The following is a 17,011-nucleotide window of genomic DNA, read 5'->3' on the forward strand; positions in this document are numbered from 1 at the left end:
ACCTGTGAAGCCGGGGCGGGCAGTCGATCGACTGCCCGCCCCGGCTTCGTGTCCGGACCCTCGTCCCGGGACCGGACGCCGGAGTCAGGACTCCGGAGTGGACCGCTCGCGCCGGGCGCGCACCCGCCGCGCCGGCGCGGAGAGCGTCTCGACCATCCGCTCGACCGCGGTGCCGACCGCCGTCCGGACCGCCCGCCCCGCGTCGGAGATCCGCCACCACAGCTGCGCCGAGGACGGCGGCAGCAGCAGCGCCCGGGTCCGCCCGGCCCGCCCGGCCGTCGCCAGCATCCCCCGCCGGACGGTGCGGACGTCGGCGGCCAACGGCTCCGTGGCGGCCTGCCCGGGCGGGGCGTAGAGCACCCGCTCGGTGGCCAGTGCCAGTCGGCCGGTGGCCGCCGCCGAGTCCGCGTCCAGCTTCGCCTTCTCGGTGATCCGGTGCGCCGCCGAGCGCGGGGTGCGTGACTCGTCCGGGGGAATTCCGAGGTCCCAGGCGGAGTCGATCAGCTCGTCCCAGGCGGCCAGCACCTGGGCGTCGGTCAGCTCCGCCGGTCCGCCGCCGGGCCCGCGCCGCCCGCCGCCGCCCAGCCGGCGGCGGCGCAGGGCGGTGCGCCAGAGCATCGGGACGAGCAGCAGGGCGATCAGCGCGAGCACCGCGGCCAGGGTGCCGAGCACCTGGCCGGAGAGCAACCAGGACTCCTCGGCGGCCGTGGAGAGGGCCTTGTCCTTGGTACCGCACTCGCCCAGCTGGCGCTGCTTGGGGGTGCAGTCCGAGCTGGAGGTCGGCGCCGGGGCGGCCGACGCGGTCTGCGGGGCGGCGGTCGCCTGCTGGGTCGGAGCGGTGGTCGGGGCGCTGGACGTGTCGGTGTAGCGGGCCGGGACGCCGCGGCTCGGGGTCGGCTCGAAGCGCAGCCAGCCGTAGCCCGCGAAGTACAGCTCCGGCCAGGCGTGGTACATCCGGCCGGTCACCGAGTATTTGTCGCCGCCCTTGCTGTCGCCGGGGGTGAAGCCCACGGCCACCCGGGCCGGGATCTTGAGGACCCGGGCCATCGCCGCCATGGTGGAGGCGAAGTGCACGCAGAAGCCCCGGCGGTCCTGCAGGAAGACGGCGATCGCGTTGTTGCCGGTGCCGCCGTTGACCGAGGTGTCGTACTCGAAGTCCGGCCCGGTGAACCAGTTGACCAGTGCCGTCGCCCGGTCGTAGTCGTTCCGCGCGCCGGCGGTGACGGACTTGGCCTTCTCGGCGACCACCGGCGGCAGGTCGGCCGGGACGGCGGTGTAGTGCTCCCTGATGTCGGACGGCGCGGAGGCCGCGAGGCGCAGCTCGGTGGCGGTGGGCCGCAGGTCCAGGGCGCTGACGTGGTACTCCAGGCCGCGGATCGCCTTGTCGTTGGTCGGCAGGACGGTGCGGGTCAGCGGGTCGAGTTTCCAGTCGCCGCGGTTGGGGACCTGGACGGTGGCGGCCGGGTAGGGCATCGGCAGCCAGCTGCCCGTCAGCCGTTCCTTGACCTTGAAGTCGCCCTCGATCCGCGGGACCTGGGCGTTGCGCAGGCCCTCGGGGGTGGGCAGGGTCGCCGGGAGGTCGGTGACCGCGGTGCTGCCGAGCTTCCAGTTGGTGCCGTCGAACTGGTCGAGCGAGCCGGTCCGCAGGTAGATCTGGTCGGCCAGCGGGCTTTCCATGGTGTAGGTGAGCAGCTCCTCGTCGGTCGGCTTGGTGATCGCGGCCTCCAGGCTGACCAGCGGGTCGAGGCTGGTCGACAGGCTCCCGCCGGCGTGCTTGCCGCCCGATCCGCCGGAGCCGGAGTCCAGCAGTCCGGAGCTCCAGTTCGGCAGGACGACGGGCAGCAGCAGCGCCACCGCCAGGGCCAGCACGCCGACCTGGCGGCCGCCCGGGTTGACCCTGCCGGACTCCGTGGCGCCGCGCGCGCCGCCGTAGAACACCCGGCCCCAGCGGGAGACCCGGTCCTGGCCCTCGGCGAACAGCAGCAGCAGGTAGCCGGCCGCGGCGGCGGCGAACCAGACCCAGCTGCCGTGCTCCCCGGCCAGGCCGTTGCCGACCGAGTACAGTGCCAGCAGCGGCAGCCCGGCCAGCGCCGAGCGCCGGTAGGTCACCGCGACGGTGTCCACCGCGACGGCGATCAGACCGACCGCCGAGACCAGGATCAGCCGTAGTCCGGCGCTGGGCGGAGCCGGGATGGCGTACTGCTGGATGTCGTCCAGGCCGGCGCTGAAGACCTGGCCCAGCACCCGCAGGGTGGCCGGTCCCGGCAGCACCCCGCCGGCGCCGGCGAAGCCGAGCAGCATCAGCAGGAGCAGCACCAGCAGCTGCCCGAGCGGCACCGTCCAGCGGTACAGCGGGGCGCGGCGCAGGCCCGCGCCGACCGCGGCGATCACGGCGACCACCAGGAAGGCGTGGGTGAGCCAGCTGCGGGTGGTGAGCAGCGGCATCATGCACAGCGAGGCGAGGGCGGTGGCCAGCGCCGAGTACGCGGTCAGTTTGGCCCGGGTGGTCACGCGCCGGCCTCTTCTCGGTAGGGGGCGGTCGTCCTGCTGCCGTCGGCGGCCCGCCACAGGTCCGGTACGGAGTCCCCGGCGCGCACCGGGAGGACCGTCCAGCCGGACTCCCGCAGCTGCCGGACCCTGGCCTCGAAGTCGTCGCCGCCGGTGTGCGGGGCGAGCATCCGCAGGCCGGCCCAGGTGCCGGTGTCCAGCAGGAAGGCGATCGCCCCGCCGGCCCGGCTGCGCAGCCGGCCCAGCCGGGTGGCCTGGGCCTCGTCCAGCTCGCCGAGGACGGCGACCAGCAGGCCCTCGCCGCCGGCCCGCAGCGGGTCCTCGGCGCGGGAGAGGGTGCCGCCGTCGGACAGGTCGGCGACCGCGAGGGCGTCCAGGACCAGCCCGGAGGTGTCGGCGGTGCTGTGGCTTCCGCCCGCGCCCGGCCCGGGCACGGACTGCCCGGTGTCGGTGAGCAGCCGGGTCTGGTAGCCGCGCTCCAGCAGGTGCACGGCGACGGAGGCGGCGCAGCCGATCGCCCACTCGAAGGAGGAGGCGGGGCCGCTGCCCCGGTGGGCGATCTCCCGGGTGTCCAGCACCACGGTGGCCCGGGCCTGCTGGGGCTGCTCCTCGCGGCGCACCATCAGCTCGCCGTACCGGGCGGTGGAGCGCCAGTGCACCCGGCGCAGGTCGTCGCCGGGCCGGTACTCGCGCAGGATCACGTCGTCGTCTCCGGCCAGCGCCAGGGTGCGGCTGTGGCTCTCGCCCTGGCCGATCCACTCGCCGCTGAGCCGTACCGACGGCAGGGCCTGGACCTGGGGGACGACGGTGAGGACGTCGGAGGCGGTGAAGGCGCGGGTCACCTCGCACATCCCGAACGGGTCGGACAGCCGCAGCTGCAGCGGCCCGAGCGGGTAGCGGCCGCGCAGGTCGGAGCGGACCCGGTAGGAGACCTCGCGGTGGCCGCGCGGCTCGACCCGGTCCAGCACGAAGCGCGGGCGCGGCCCGAGCACGTAAGGGACCTTGTCCTCCAGCAGCAGCACGCCGGTGGGCACCCGGGAGACGTTGTCGACCCGCAGGTGGACCCGGGCCTCCTGGCCGGCGACCGCCCGGCGCGGGCTGAGCCGGCGTCCGCTGGCCACCCGGTAGCGGGTGTTGGCGACCACCACCACGGCGGCCAGCGGCAGCGCGGCGAGCAGCACGCCGACGCGCAGCAGGGCGTCCTGGTCGAGCAGGTACGCGCAGACCACCGCGGTGACCCCGGCGGCGAGGAAGGACCGCCCCCGGGTGGTGAGACCGCGGAGCCCGGCCCGCAGTCCCGACGCCGAGTCGGACTGGGCCACCTCAGCCCCTCCGGACGGCCGGGCCGCCCTGCGGGCGCGGCAGCGGCAGCCGGGAGACCAGGTCGGCCACGATCTGCTCGGAGGTGCGGCGGCTGAGCTGGGTCTCGGCGGTCGGCATCAGACGGTGCGCCAGGACCGGGACGGCGAGGCGCTGGATGTCGTCCGGGGTGACGTAGTCGCGCCCGTCCAGCGCGGCGGCGGCGCGTGCGGCCCGGACCAGGTGCAGGGTGGCGCGGGGCGAGGCGCCCAGGCGCAGCTCGGGGCTGGTGCGGGTGGCGCCGACCAGGTCGACGGCGTAGCGGCGGACCGGGTCGGCGATGTGCACACCGCGGACCAGGTCGATCAGCTTGAGGATGTCGGAGGCGTGCGCGACCGGCTGGAGGTCCTCCAGCGGGCTGGCGCCGGCGTGCACGTCCAGCATCGCGAGCTCGGCCTCGGGGCTGGGGTAGCCGATCGAGATCCGGGCCATGAAGCGGTCGCGCTGGGCCTCCGGCAGCGGGTAGGTGCCCTCCATCTCGACCGGGTTCTGGGTGGCCACGACCATGAACGGCGAGGGCAGTTCGTAGCTGGTGCCGTCGATGGTGACCTGGCGCTCCTCCATGGACTCCAGCAGCGCGGACTGGGTCTTGGGCGAGGCGCGGTTGATCTCGTCGCCGACCACGACCTGGGCGAAGATCGCGCCCGGGCGGAACTCGAAGTCGTGCCGCTGCTGGTCGTAGATGTTGGTGCCGGTGACGTCCGACGGCAGCAGGTCGGGCGTGAACTGGATGCGGCGCACGGTGCAGTCGAGCGAGCGGGCGAGCGCCTTGGCCAGCATGGTCTTGCCGACGCCGGGCACGTCCTCCAGCAGCAGGTGGCCCTCGGCGAGCAGGACGGTCAGGGCGATCCGGACGGCCTCCGGCTTGCCCTCGATCACGCTCTCGACGTTGGCGCGGACGCGGTCGACGACCGCGGCGAGCTCGGGGAGCCCGACCTGCCGGTACCCGTTCGCCCTCTGCTTCTCGTCCCCCGCAGGACTGCCGAGACCGGCCTGGTCGTTGTAGCTCGTCACCCGTTTACGCTCCCTGGCACCCTGTGCCCGCCCCGTCCCGAGGCCGGACCCCACCCCATGCTTGACGCGGCCGTCCCGGGGGCGGTTCCGCACGAGGGATCCGGTGCCGGGAAGGCGGCCTGCGGCCTGGCCGCCCCAGGTGGTTCGGGGTCCGACCGGCAGGCGCATTCTCCCTCGCGGGACGGCCGGAAGTCACCATTCGGAGACGCCCGAATGCCCGAGAGCCCGGACGTCGTCGGCCGGGCCGGGGCGGGCGGAGCGGGTCAGTCGATCTCGCGCAGCAGGCCGGTGTGGACGTCGAAGACGAAGCCGCGGACGTCGTCGGTGTGGAGCAGGAAGGGAGAGGTGCGGACGCGCTGCATGGACTGGCGGACGTCGCCGTCCAGGTCGACGAAGGCCTCCACCGCCCACTGCGGGCGCTGGCCGACCTCCAGTTCCAGCTCGCGGCGGAAGTCCTCGGTGAGTCCGAGCAGGCCGCAGCCGGTGTGGTGGATCAGCGCGATCGAGCGGGTGCCGAGGGCGCGCTGGCTGATGGTCAGGGACCGGATGGTGTCGTCGGTGACGACGCCGCCGGCGTTGCGGATGACGTGCGCGTCGCCCAGTTCGAGGCCGAGCGCCGCGAACAGGTCGAGGCGGGCGTCCATGCAGGCGACCACGGCGATCTTCTGCACCGGACGGGCGTCCATGCCGCCGTCCTGGAAGGTCACCGCGTAGCTGCGGTTGGCCGTGACGAAGCGGTCGATGACGGTGGGTCCGGCAGGGGCGGCAGCGGCGTTCGGCGAGGGCCGGTCAGGTGTCACTGTCATGGTGGCGACGTTAGTGCGGATCGGGCCCGCGCGGTGGGGAGAGTGGCGACAGAACCCGGCGCTGTGATCGAGCGCATAGCCACAACCGGAGGGTTTGTCCCGGCTGGTCCCACAGTGCCCGCACGCGGTGGCGGACAGGGGGCGCGCGCCCGCCGCCGAAGGCCCCCAGTCCGCACCGCCGCCGGGCCGCCCCGACGGCTGCGACCTGCGGTGATCCGTACCGCCGCCCGGGTGGTGCGCCGGAGCGGGCCATTGACTGGCAGGACCCGCGCGATAGAGTTTGCGGCGCAGTGGAGCACACCCGCCGGGGCCCGTCAACGGGGTCCTCCCGGCCGGTGCGGCCCGTTCGACGCGGCCCGTGGCCTCCTCCCGCTCCGTGCCCACCTGGCGCACCTTCCCCGGCGCCGGGCGGTCACGATCTTCCCCTCGAGCGGGCGGGGACCACGGGCCGCTTCGTCGTGCCGGGGCGCGGTGGGCGAGAATGGTCGCAGCTCCCGGACGTCGGGCTGCTCCGCACCGAGGAAGGGCGCCACCGCGCATGACCACCAACGAACCGGGCCCCAAGCACGTTCCGGTGATGCTCCAGCGGTGCATGGACGCGCTGGCCCCGGCGATCTCCCGCCCCGGTGCCGTCGTGGTGGACGCCACCCTCGGCCTCGGCGGGCACAGCGAGGCGCTGCTCACCCAGTTCCCCGACGTGCGGCTGGTCGCGGTGGACCGCGACCCGGTGGCGCTGAAGCTGTCCGGCGAGCGGTTGGCCCCGTTCGGCGACCGGGCCACCCTGGTGCACGCCGTCTACGACGAGATCCCCGAGGTGCTGGAGCGCCTGGGCATCGACCGGGTGGACGGCGTCCTGTTCGACCTCGGCGTCTCCTCGATGCAGCTGGACGAGGCGGAGCGCGGTTTCGCGTACGCGCAGGACGCGCCGCTGGACATGCGGATGGACCAGACCCGGGGGATCAGCGCCGCTGAGGTGCTGAACACCTACAGCCACGGCGACCTGGCCCGGATCCTCAAGGTGTACGGCGAGGAGCGGTTCGCCGGGAAGATCGCCTCGGTGATCCTGCGGGAGCGGGAGAAGGAACCGTTCACCAACAGCGCGCGTCTGGTCGAGTTGGTGCGCAACGCCATCCCGGCGGCGACCCGCAGGACCGGCGGGAACCCGGCCAAGCGGACGTTCCAGGCGCTGCGGATCGAGGTCAACGGCGAGCTGGAGGTCCTGGACCGGGCCATCCCCGGCGCGCTGGACGCCCTCGCGGTCGGCGGCCGGATCGTCGTGATGTCCTACCAGTCGCTGGAGGACCGGCTGGTCAAGCAGTACTTCGCCGCCGGTGCGACCAGCACCGCCCCGCCGGGGCTGCCGTTCATCCCGGAGGAGCACCAGCCCTGGCTCAAGTTGATCACTCGCGGTGCCGAGCTGGCCACCGAGGAGGAGATCGAGGAGAACCGGCGCGCCGCGCCCGTACGGCTGCGGGTGGCGGAGAGGATCAGGGACCGAAGCAAGCGGGGCTGACGAACCGGCCCCGGCGGGGTCCGAAGGGCGGAGGAAAGCAGTGGGGCCGGTGGCCGGTGAGGTCCGGGCGGGGCGGGGTGGACTCCCCGGGCAGGGCAGGGCGCGGATCACGGTCCGGCCGGGCAGGCGTCCGGTACGGCGGCGTACGCCGTTCGCGGTGCTCATCGTGGTGCTGCTGGCGGCCGGGCTGCTCGGCCTGCTCGCGTTGAACACCGCGCTCAACGAGGGCTCCTTCGAGCTGTCCCGGCTGCAGAAGCAGACCACCGCGGCGACCGACGAGCAGCAGAGCCTCCAGCACGAGATCGACAAGAACTCGGCCCCGGACGCGCTGGCCAGGCGCGCCGCCGAGCTGGGCCTGGTACCGGCCGGCGGGATGGCCTTCCTGGACGTCCCGAACGGCGGCAAGGTGGTCGGCGCCCCCGGCGCTGCGCAGGACAGCCCGCCGGTCAAGCGCTCCACGGCCGAGCCGTGGCCGACCAGGGCCCAGTCCGGCGCGGCCCAGCCCGCCGCCGGGCCCTCGCCGGCCGCCCCGCCGCCGGCCGCCCCGCCGCCCGCGCCGACCCCGGCGGCCTCCGCCGGTGACTCGGTGATCCAGCTCAACCCGGTCCAGCCCACCGCGGCCGCGAAGCCGAGCGGGGGTGCCGGCCGATGACTCCTCCACGTCAGCCTTCCGGTTCCGGATCCGGCAGCGGCAACGGCCGCCGTCCGGTCCCCCGGGGCAGCGCGCAGTCCGCCTCCGGCCGCAGTCAGCCCGCCAAGGGCCAGCCCGCCCGGGGCCAGTCGGCCAAGGCCCAGCCCGCCCGCAGCCAGTCGGCCAAGGCCCAGCCCGCCAAGTCGGCGTCCGTCGGCCGTACCCCGCGGGCACCCCAGCAGCGCCGCCCCGAGGGCCGCCCGCCGGCCCGCAGCCAGGCCGCGGTGCGCCCGAAGGGCCGTCCGCCGCTGCGCCCCAAGGCGCTCAAGCTGGCCGAGCCGAAGCGCCGGCTACGGGCGATCACCGTGGTGCTGTCGCTGGTGTTCTCCGTCTTCGCGGGCCGCCTGGTGCAGCTCCAGCTGGTGGACGCCGACGCGCTGGCCGCCGACGCCAACACCAACCGCTACCTGAACATCCCGATCACCGCCGAGCGCGGCTCGATAACGTCCTCCGACGGGGTCGCCCTGGCGGCCACCGTGGACGCGTACGACATCACCGCCGACCCGGCGATGTTCACCCCGGAGGCGACCGGCATCCCGGACGCGCCGGAGCAGGCGGCCGCGCTGCTGTCGCCGATCCTCGGCGTGCCCAAGGAGAAGATCGCCGCCGATCTGCACACCCCCAAGAGCCGCTACAAGCGCCTCGCGGCCCAGCAGACCCCGGCCGCCAAGAAGCAGATCAGCGACCTCAAGTCGGGCCTGGAGAAGCAGGCAGGATCGCGGGCCTGCCAGGCCCAGAAGAAGCTGCTCGGCAAGCCCGCCGACCAGGGCGGGCGCACCCGGGTGGACAACGAGTGCGCCAACCCGCTGGCCGGGGTGTTCAACCGGGAGACCCAGAAGCGGATCTACCCGGCGGACGGCCTGGCCGCCAACCTGGTCGGCTTCGTCAACGCCGAGGGCGAGGGCGCCGGCGGCCTGGAACTCCAGTACCAGAAGCTGCTGGCCGGCAAGGACGGTCACAGCAGCTACGCCCAGTCGGGCGGGCGGCTGGTGCCGACCGCCGGGGGCTCGATGGAGCCGGCCGTGTCGGGCAGCGACGTGAAGCTGACCGTCAACCGGGACATCCAGTGGGCCGCCCAGCGGGCGATCACCGACCAGGTGGCCAACTCCGGCGCGGAGAAGGGCTACGTGGTCGTCCAGGACGTGAAGACCGGCCAGGTCCTCGCGATGGCCACCGCGCCCGGCTTCAACCCCAACGACCTGAGCCTGTCCAAGCAGGCCCAGCTGGGCAACCCCGCCCTGGGCGACGCGTACGAGCCGGGCAGCACCGCCAAGCTGATGAGCATGGCCGCCGTGCTGGACTCCGGCAAGGCCACCTGGGACACCAAGGTCACCGTGCCCAACCGGCTGGTCCGCGCCGGGCAGCAGTTCAAGGACGACGTCGACCACGACACCTGGTACCTGACCCTGGCCGGGGTGCTGGCCAAGTCCTCCAACATCGGCACCATCGAGGCGGTCGAGACCCTCGGCGACGGCGACCAGCTGAAGGCCAACCAGGCCCTCGACGGTTACATGCGCAAGTTCGGCGTGGCCGCGCCGACCGGCCTGGGCTTCCCCGGGGAGACCCCCGGGATGCTCAAGAAGCCGGAGGACCTGGTCGCCTCGGAGAAGTACAACATCTCCTTCGGCCAGGGCCCGATGCAGATGAACGCGCTGCAGGCCACCTCGGTCTACTCGACCATCGCCAACGGCGGGGTGCGGGTCGCGCCCAGCATCGTCCAGGGCGTCACCGACCCGGACGGCACGTACAAGCCGAGCGCGCCGGGGGAGCAGACCAGGGTGGTCAGCCCGGAGACGGCCAAGACCCTCACCTCGATGCTGGAGTCGGTCGTCGACGACGAGCAGGGCACCGGCGGCAAGGCCGCCATCCCCGGCTACCGGGTCGCGGGCAAGACCGGAACCGCCAACCGGGGCGCCGCCAACGGCGTCGGCTACGACGGCTACACCGCCTCCTTCATCGGCTTCGCCCCCGCCGACGCCCCCCGGTACACCGTCTCCTGCACCCTCCAGGGCCCGGTCAACGGCCACTTCGGCGGGCAGCTCTGCGGCCCGGTGTTCAAGCAGGTGATGGAGTTCACCCTGAAGACCATGCAGGTCCCGCCGAGCGGCAGCCAGGCGCCCAACCTCACCGTCGACTGGAAGCCGTGAGCGAGCGATGAGCAACGAACGGACGGGGCCGGAGCACGGCGCGGCGCAGGGCCGGTTTGGCCCTGGACACCCTTCGGCGGATAGCCTTCCCGCCGTGCCGAAACCCGATCAAACCACCGTGAGTCCGCCCCGCCCGACCGGGACCACCGCCCTTCCGCTCGCCGAGCTGGCCGCCGAACTGGGCCTCGCGCCCGTCGAGGGCGGCGCCGTCAGCGGCGTCACCCACGACTCCCGCGCGGTCCGGCCGGGCGACGTGTACGTGGCCTTCCCGGGCGCCAACCACCACGGCGCGGCCTTCGCCGCCAAGGCCGCCCAGGCCGGCGCGGTGGCGGTGCTCACCGACCCGGCCGGCGCCGAGATCGCGGCCGCCACCGGCCTGCCGCTGCTGGTCGTCGACCGGCCGCGGGCCGTCATGGGCGAGCTGGCCGCGATCGTCTACGGCCGCCCCTCCGGGCGGCTGCTGATGATCGGGCTGACCGGTACCAACGGCAAGACCACCACCTCCTACCTGGTCGAGGGCGGTCTGCGCGGCGCCGGGCGCAGCCCGGGCGTGATCGGCACCGTCGAGATGCGGGTCGGCGAGGAGCGGATCAAGAGCGAGCGCACCACCCCCGAGGCCACCGACCTGCACGCGATCCTCGGCGTGATGGCCGAGCGCGGCGCCGACGCGGTGACCATGGAGGTCTCCAGCCACGCCCTGGTCTTCGGCCGCACCGACGGGGTGGCGTACGACGTCGCGCTGTTCAACAACCTGACCCCCGAGCACCTCGACTTCCACCCGGACATGGAGGACTACTTCCAGGCGAAGGCCCGGCTCTTCCAGCCCGGCAAGTCCCGCCACGGCGTGGTCAACCTGGACGACGAGTACGGCCGCCGGCTCGCCGCCGAGGCCAAGATCCCGGTGACCACCTTCTCGGCCACCGGCGCCGCCGAGGCCGACTGGCGGGCCGTGGACGTCCGGCTGGGGCCGGTCGGCTCCACCTTCCGGGTGCTGGGCCCGGACGGCGCCGAGGCCGAGGCCTCCGTTCCGCTGCCCGGCCCGTTCAACGTCGCCAACGCGCTCGCCGCGATCACCACGCTGGTCGCCGCCGGGCTGCCGCTGGACCGGGCCGTGGCCGGCGTCGCCGCCGTGCCCGGCGTCCCGGGCCGGCTGGAGCGGGTGGACGCCGGACAGCCCTTCGTCGCCGTCGTCGACTACGCGCACAAGCCGGACGCCCTCAAGGCCGTCCTCGCCTCGCTGCGCGAGGTCACCGAGGGCCGGCTGCACGTCGTGGTCGGCTGCGGCGGCGACCGTGACCCGCACAAGCGCGGCCCGATGGGCGCCATCGCCGCCCGTCTCGCCGACACCGCCCTGCTGACCAGCGACAACCCGCGCAGCGAGGACCCGCTGGCGATCCTCGCCAGCATGCTGACCGGCGCCGCCACGGTGCCCGAGGCCGAGCGCGGCGCCGTCCTGGTCGTCCCCGACCGGGCCGAGGCGATCGGGCTCGCCGTCGCCCGCGCCCAGGCGGGGGACACCGTGCTGGTGGCCGGCAAGGGCCACGAGCTCGGCCAGTACGTACGAGACGAGATCCGCCCCTTCGACGACCGGGAGGTGCTGCGCGAATCCATCGCGCGGACCACGGCCGCACGGGGCGACCGAGGAGTAGAGCAGCAGTGATCGCACTGACCCTCGCCGAGGTGGCCGCCGCTGTCGGAGGCACGCTGGACGGCGCCGACCCGGACGCCCTGGTCACCGGCCCGGTCGAGGTCGACTCGCGGAAGGTGGGCCCGGGCGGCCTGTTCGTGGCCTTCGTCGGCGAGAACGTGGACGGCCACGACTACGCGGCCAAGGCGGTCGAGGACGGCGCCGTCGCGGTGCTGGCCTCCCGCCCGGTCGGCGTGCCCGCCGTCCTGGTGGACAGTGTGGTGGAGGCGCTCGGCAGGCTGGCCCGCACGGTGGTCGCCCGCGCCGAGGGCACCGCCGTGGTCGCGCTGACCGGCTCGGCCGGCAAGACCAGCACCAAGGACCTGATCGCCCAGCTGCTCCAGCGCCGCGGCCAGACCGTCTTCCCGCCCGGCTCGCTCAACAACGAGATCGGCCACCCGATGACCGCGCTGCGGGTCGAGGCCGGCACCCGGCACCTGGTCATGGAGATGGGCGCCCGGCACAAGGGCGACATCGAGTACCTCACCTCGATCACCCCGCCCCGGATCGGCCTGGTCCTCAACGTCGGCACCGCCCACGTCGGCGAGTTCGGCTCCCAGGAGGCGATCGCCGAGGCCAAGGGCGAACTGGTCGAGTCGCTGCCCGCCGACGGCACCGCGATCCTCAACGCGGACGACCGGCTGGTGCGCGCGATGGCCTCCCGTACCAGGGCGAAGGTGGTCCTGTTCGGGGAATCCCCGGACGCCCATGTACGGGCCACCGACGTTCGCCTGGACGCCACCGGGCGGCCATCGTTCACGCTCACCACCCCGGCCGGTTCCGCGCCCGTGCAGCTGCGCCTGTACGGTGAGCACCACGTCTCGAACGCCCTCGCCGCCGCCGCGGTGGCGGTGGAGCTCGGGATGTCCGTCGACGACACCGCGGCAGCCCTGGGCGAAGCGGGTGCGCTGTCCCGCTGGCGCATGGAGGTCGTCGACCGGGCCGATGGTGTCACCATCGTGAACGACGCCTACAACGCGAACCCCGACTCGATGCGGGCCGCGCTGCGGGCGCTCGTCTCGATGGGGGGCCGGGGCCCGGAGCGCCGCCGCACCTGGGCGGTGCTCGGCGAGATGCGGGAGCTCGGCGAGGAGAGCCTGGCCGAGCACGACGCCATCGGGCGGCTCGCCGTCCGGCTGGACGTCACCAAGCTGGTGGCGGTCGGCGGACGCGAGGCGGCCTGCATGGAACTCGGCGCGAGGAACGAAGGTTCGTGGGGTGAGGAGTCGGTGCTGGTGTCCGACGCGGACGCGGCGGTCGAGCTGCTGCGCAGTCAGCTTCGGCCGGGGGATGTGGTCCTGGTGAAGGCTTCCCGTTCGGTGGGGCTGGAGAAGGTGGCCGAGGCCCTCCTGGCGGACGGTGTGGCCGAATAATGAAGCAGATCCTTTTCTCCGGGATGATCGGTCTCATCCTGTCGCTGCTCGGCACCCCCGCCCTGATCAAGCTGCTCGCGAAGCACGGCTACGGCCAGTACATCCGTGACGACGGCCCGAAGGCGCACCACAGCAAGAAGGGCACGCCCACCATGGGCGGCATCGCCTTCATCCTGGCGACCCTGATCGCGTACTTCGCCACGAAGGCGATAACGGGCGAGAGCCCGACCGCCTCCGGGCTGCTGGTGCTCTTCCTGACCGCGGGCCTCGGCCTGGTCGGCTTCCTGGACGACTACATCAAGGTGGTCAAGCGCCGCTCGCTGGGCCTGCGGGCCAAGGCGAAGCTGGCCGGCCAGTCGATCGTCGGCCTCGGGTTCGCCGTCCTGGCGATGCAGTTCCCGGACGACCGCGGGCTCAACCCGGCGTCCCAGAGCCTGTCCTTCGTCCGGGACTTCAAGTGGGCGATCGGCCCCGTCCTGTTCGTCATCTTCGCGTACTTCATGATCGCCGCGATGTCGAACGGCGTGAACCTGACGGACGGTCTGGACGGCCTCGCCACCGGTGCCTCGGTGATGGTCTTCGGCGCCTACACCTTCATCGGCATCTGGGAGCACACCCAGAGCTGCGCCTACGCCATCACCGCGACCGCCAACTGCTACGACATCCGCGACCCGCTGGACCTCGCCGTCGTGGCCTCCGCCCTGATGGGCTCCTGCTTCGGCTTCCTGTGGTGGAACACCTCGCCCGCCAAGATCTTCATGGGGGACACCGGCTCGCTCGCCCTCGGCGGCGCCCTGGCCGGTCTGGCGATCTGCTCCCGCACCGAGCTGCTGCTCGCCCTGCTCGGCGGCCTCTACGTGATCATCACCCTCTCGGTGATCATCCAGGTCGGCTCCTTCCGGATGACCGGCAAGCGCGTCTTCAAGATGGCGCCACTGCAGCACCACTTCGAACTCAAGGGCTGGACCGAGGTCCTGATCGTCGTCCGGTTCTGGATCATCCAGGGCCTGTGCGTCGCGGTCGGCCTCGGCCTGTTCTACGCGGGATGGGTGACCGGATGACCAACCCCGACTTCCAGGGCCTGCAGGTCGTCGTGGCCGGGCTCGGCGTCTCGGGCATCAGCGCCGCGCGCGTCCTGCACGGCCTCGGCTCCCGGGTCACCGTGGTGGACGGCGGCAGCGGGCCCGGCCTGGCCGCCCGGGCCGCCGAGCTGGAGGCGCTGGGTGTCACCGTGCGGCTCGGCGACGGCGCGAGCCTGCCCGAGGGCACCGAGCTGATCGTCACCTCGCCCGGCTGGGCGCCGGACAGCCCGCTGTTCGCCGCCGCCGAGGCGGCCGGGGTGCCGGTCTGGGGCGACGTCGAGCTGGCCTGGCGGCTGCGCAAGCCGCTGCCCGGCACCGGCGAGCCCGCCCCCTGGCTGGCCGTCACCGGCACCAACGGCAAGACCACCACCGTCCAGATGCTCGCCTCGATCCTCACCGCCGCCGGCAAGCGCACCGCCGCGGTCGGCAACGTCGGGGTCTCGGTGCTGGACGCGGTGCTCGCCGAGGAGCCCTACGACGTGCTCGCGGTCGAGCTCTCCAGCTACCAGCTGCACTGGGCGCCCTCGCTGCGCCCGTACTCGGCGGCGGTGCTCAACCTGGCGCCCGACCACCTCGACTGGCACGGCTCGATGGAGGCGTACGCCGCCGACAAGGGCCGGATCTACGAGGGCAACGTGGTCGCCTGCGTGTACAACCTGGCCGACCCGGCCACCGAGGCGCTGGTCCGCGAGGCCGACGTCGAGGAGGGCTGCCGGGCGATCGGCTTCGGCCTCGGCGCGCCCGGCCCGTCGAACTTCGGCGTGGTGGACGGGTTGCTGGTGGACCGCGCCTTCGTCGAGGACCGGGCCAAGAACGCGGCCGAGCTGGGAGCCGTCGCCGACGTGCACCCGCCGGCGCCCCACAACATCGCCAACGCGCTCGCCGCGGCGGCGCTGGCCCGGGCGTACGGCGTCGAGCCGAAGGCCGTCCGGGAGGGCCTGCGCGCCTTCCGCCCGGACGCCCACCGGATCGCCGAGGTCGGTACGGTCCGCGAGGTCACGTACATCGACGACTCCAAGGCCACCAACACCCACGCGGCGGCCGCCTCGCTGGCCGCCTACCGGCCGATCGTCTGGATCGCCGGGGGCCTGGCCAAGGGCGCGACCTTCGACGACCTGGTGCAGGGCGCGGCCGAGCGGCTGCGCGCGGTGGTGCTGATCGGCCAGGACCGGGCGGTGATCCGCGAGGCACTGGAACGACACGCTCCGGATGTGCCGGTGATCGAGGCGGCCGAGGGCCAGACTGGCGCGGTGGCGATGGCCGAGGTCGTTCGAACGGCCGCGTCGCTCGCCCGATCGGGTGACACGGTGCTGCTGGCACCGGCCTGCGCCTCGATGGACATGTTCACCAACTACGGCGAGCGCGGCGACCTCTTCGCGGCGGCCGTCCGGGAGCTGGCGGGCGAGTAGGCGGGCCGGCGCGGAGCGTCGGACGGAAGAGAGTGAGCGGGGAGCGGTGGCGGGGCAGGGCAGAGCGGATTCCGGCGTCGTGAAGCGGGACGCCGCCGAGCCGATGAGAGTGATCTCCGCCACCACGACCAAGTACAAGTCGGCCGGTCCACTGGCCCGCGTCCAGGCCCTCCGGGCCCGGGTGCGGTACTGGCTGGACCGGCCGCTCACCCCGTACCTGCTGATCGTCGGCAGCACCCTGCTGCTGGTCGTGCTCGGTCTGATGATGGTCTTCTCGGCCTCGCAGATCCTCGCCCTGAACCAGCACCACACGGCGCAGTACTACTTCCTCAAGCAGCTGATCGCGGCCATCCTCGGCCTGGTCCTGCTGATCGGCTTCGCCTCCGTCCCGTTGGCGGTGCTGCGGGTGATCGTCTACCCGGTGATGATCGGGGTGATCGGCGCCCTCACCCTCGTCGCCATCCCCGGCATCGGGGTGCGGATCAACGGCAACCAGAACTGGCTGGACTTCGGCTTCTTCCAGTTCCAGCCCTCGGAGTTCGCCAAGCTCGCGCTGGTGCTCTGGGGCGCCGACCTGCTCGCCCGCAAGCAGAAGGCCGGGACCCTCACCTCCTGGAAGCACCTGCTGGTGCCGCTGGTGCCGGGAGCCCTGCTGCTGCTCGCGCTGATCATGTTCGGCGGCGACATGGGCACCTCGATGATCCTGGTGGCCATGGTGTTCGCACTGCTCTGGATGGTCGGCGCGCCGCTGCGGCTGTTCGTGGCCACCCTCGGGGTGGCGGTGGTGGTCTGCACCGCCCTGGTGGTCACCGTGCCGCACCGGGCGGAGCGGCTGAGCTGCATCGGCGTCACCAAGATCGACCCGGAGGGCGCGTGCTTCCAGGCCCTGCACGGCGCCTTCGCGTTCGCCAACGGCGGCGGCTTCGGCACCGGCCTCGGCGCCGGCGTGGAGAAATGGGGCCAGCTGCCCGAGGCGCACACCGACTTCATCTTCGCCGCGACCGGCGAGGAACTCGGTCTGGTGGGGACGCTGTCGGTCCTCGGCCTCTTCGCGGCACTAGGCTACGCGGGTATCCGTGTGGCCATCGGCACGAAGGACCCCTTCGTCAGGTACGCCGCGGGAGCCGCCACCACCTGGATCATGGCGCAGGCCATGATCAACCTGGGGTCGGCACTGGGACTGCTGCCCATCGCGGGCGTCCCGCTCCCGCTGTTCTCCTACGGCGGTTCCGCCATGCTGTCGGCCATGTCCGCGATCGGAGTGCTGCTGTGCCTGGCGCGCAGTTCCTCCGGCGCGAAGGCGGCCCTGGCCGCCCGGACCAAGAACTCCCGGATCAGGAGACAACTGGCCCGGGTGCTGCCACGACGACGAACCACAGCGCGCCCGGCCCCGGGGCCGGCACGCAGGGAGCGGTGAATTTC

At 73.4% G+C, this 17,011-nt stretch carries 12 protein-coding genes; 8 read left to right on the forward strand and 4 right to left on the reverse strand.

The annotated features are described in order from the left end of the window. Positions 1-84: 84 nt before the first annotated feature. The 4 genes from ACWDBE_RS23730 to ACWDBE_RS23745 all read right to left on the reverse strand — a co-directional run bounded on the left by ACWDBE_RS23730 (position 85) and on the right by ACWDBE_RS23745 (position 5,687). The gene (locus tag ACWDBE_RS23730; protein ID WP_449808991.1) at positions 85-2,511 is read right to left on the reverse strand and encodes a transglutaminase family protein; all 2,427 of its coding nucleotides are present in this window, start codon (positions 2,509-2,511) and stop codon (positions 85-87) included. Beyond that, on the reverse strand, positions 2,508-3,830 hold the full coding sequence (locus ACWDBE_RS23735; protein ID WP_449789847.1) for a DUF58 domain-containing protein: 1,323 nt from the start codon (positions 3,828-3,830) through the stop codon (positions 2,508-2,510). Before ACWDBE_RS23735 ends, ACWDBE_RS23730 begins: the two co-directional genes overlap by 4 nt. Before the next feature lies 1 nt (position 3,831). After that, the gene (locus ACWDBE_RS23740; RefSeq protein ID WP_449789858.1) at positions 3,832-4,746 is read right to left on the reverse strand and encodes an AAA family ATPase; all 915 of its coding nucleotides are present in this window, start codon (positions 4,744-4,746) and stop codon (positions 3,832-3,834) included. 398 nt (positions 4,747-5,144) lie between these two features. Further along, positions 5,145-5,687, reverse strand: a complete 543-nt coding sequence (locus ACWDBE_RS23745; protein ID WP_449789846.1) for a beta-class carbonic anhydrase — start codon at positions 5,685-5,687, stop codon at positions 5,145-5,147. Positions 5,688-6,225: 538 nt separating this feature from the next. Between ACWDBE_RS23745 and rsmH the strand changes: the two genes are divergently transcribed. The 8 genes from rsmH to ftsW all read left to right on the forward strand — a co-directional run bounded on the left by rsmH (position 6,226) and on the right by ftsW (position 17,006). Then, a complete protein-coding gene (gene rsmH, locus ACWDBE_RS23750) occupies positions 6,226-7,200 on the forward strand; it encodes a 16S rRNA (cytosine(1402)-N(4))-methyltransferase RsmH (protein ID WP_449789845.1) in 975 nt (324 codons plus the stop codon). A gap of 157 nt (positions 7,201-7,357) precedes the next feature. After that, positions 7,358-7,852: a cell division protein FtsL gene (locus ACWDBE_RS23755; RefSeq protein WP_449808992.1), complete on the forward strand. Its 495-nt coding sequence runs from the start codon at positions 7,358-7,360 to the stop codon at positions 7,850-7,852. Further along, positions 7,849-10,038 carry a penicillin-binding transpeptidase domain-containing protein gene (locus tag ACWDBE_RS23760; protein WP_449808993.1) on the forward strand — a complete coding sequence of 730 codons (2,190 nt, stop codon included), beginning with the start codon at positions 7,849-7,851 and terminating at the stop codon, positions 10,036-10,038. The genes ACWDBE_RS23755 and ACWDBE_RS23760 overlap by 4 nt, the downstream gene beginning before the upstream one ends. A gap of 7 nt (positions 10,039-10,045) precedes the next feature. After that, complete coding sequence (locus ACWDBE_RS23765) at positions 10,046-11,698, forward strand: UDP-N-acetylmuramoyl-L-alanyl-D-glutamate--2,6-diaminopimelate ligase (RefSeq protein ID WP_449808994.1); 1,653 nt, start codon at positions 10,046-10,048, stop codon at positions 11,696-11,698. Next, positions 11,695-13,098, forward strand: coding sequence for a UDP-N-acetylmuramoyl-tripeptide--D-alanyl-D-alanine ligase (locus ACWDBE_RS23770; RefSeq protein WP_449789841.1), 1,404 nt, complete (start codon positions 11,695-11,697; stop codon positions 13,096-13,098). The genes ACWDBE_RS23765 and ACWDBE_RS23770 overlap by 4 nt, the downstream gene beginning before the upstream one ends. After that, complete coding sequence (gene mraY / locus ACWDBE_RS23775; protein ID WP_355249882.1) at positions 13,098-14,159, forward strand: phospho-N-acetylmuramoyl-pentapeptide-transferase; 1,062 nt, start codon at positions 13,098-13,100, stop codon at positions 14,157-14,159. The genes ACWDBE_RS23770 and mraY overlap by 1 nt, the downstream gene beginning before the upstream one ends. Further along, the gene (murD, locus tag ACWDBE_RS23780) at positions 14,156-15,589 is read left to right on the forward strand and encodes a UDP-N-acetylmuramoyl-L-alanine--D-glutamate ligase (protein WP_449808995.1); all 1,434 of its coding nucleotides are present in this window, start codon (positions 14,156-14,158) and stop codon (positions 15,587-15,589) included. Before mraY ends, murD begins: the two co-directional genes overlap by 4 nt. 79 nt (positions 15,590-15,668) lie before the next feature. Then, positions 15,669-17,006, forward strand: a complete 1,338-nt coding sequence (gene ftsW, locus ACWDBE_RS23785) for a putative lipid II flippase FtsW (protein WP_449789840.1) — start codon at positions 15,669-15,671, stop codon at positions 17,004-17,006. Positions 17,007-17,011 lie beyond the last annotated feature (5 nt).

It is taken from the genome of Kitasatospora sp. NPDC001132 (assembly GCF_053598415.1).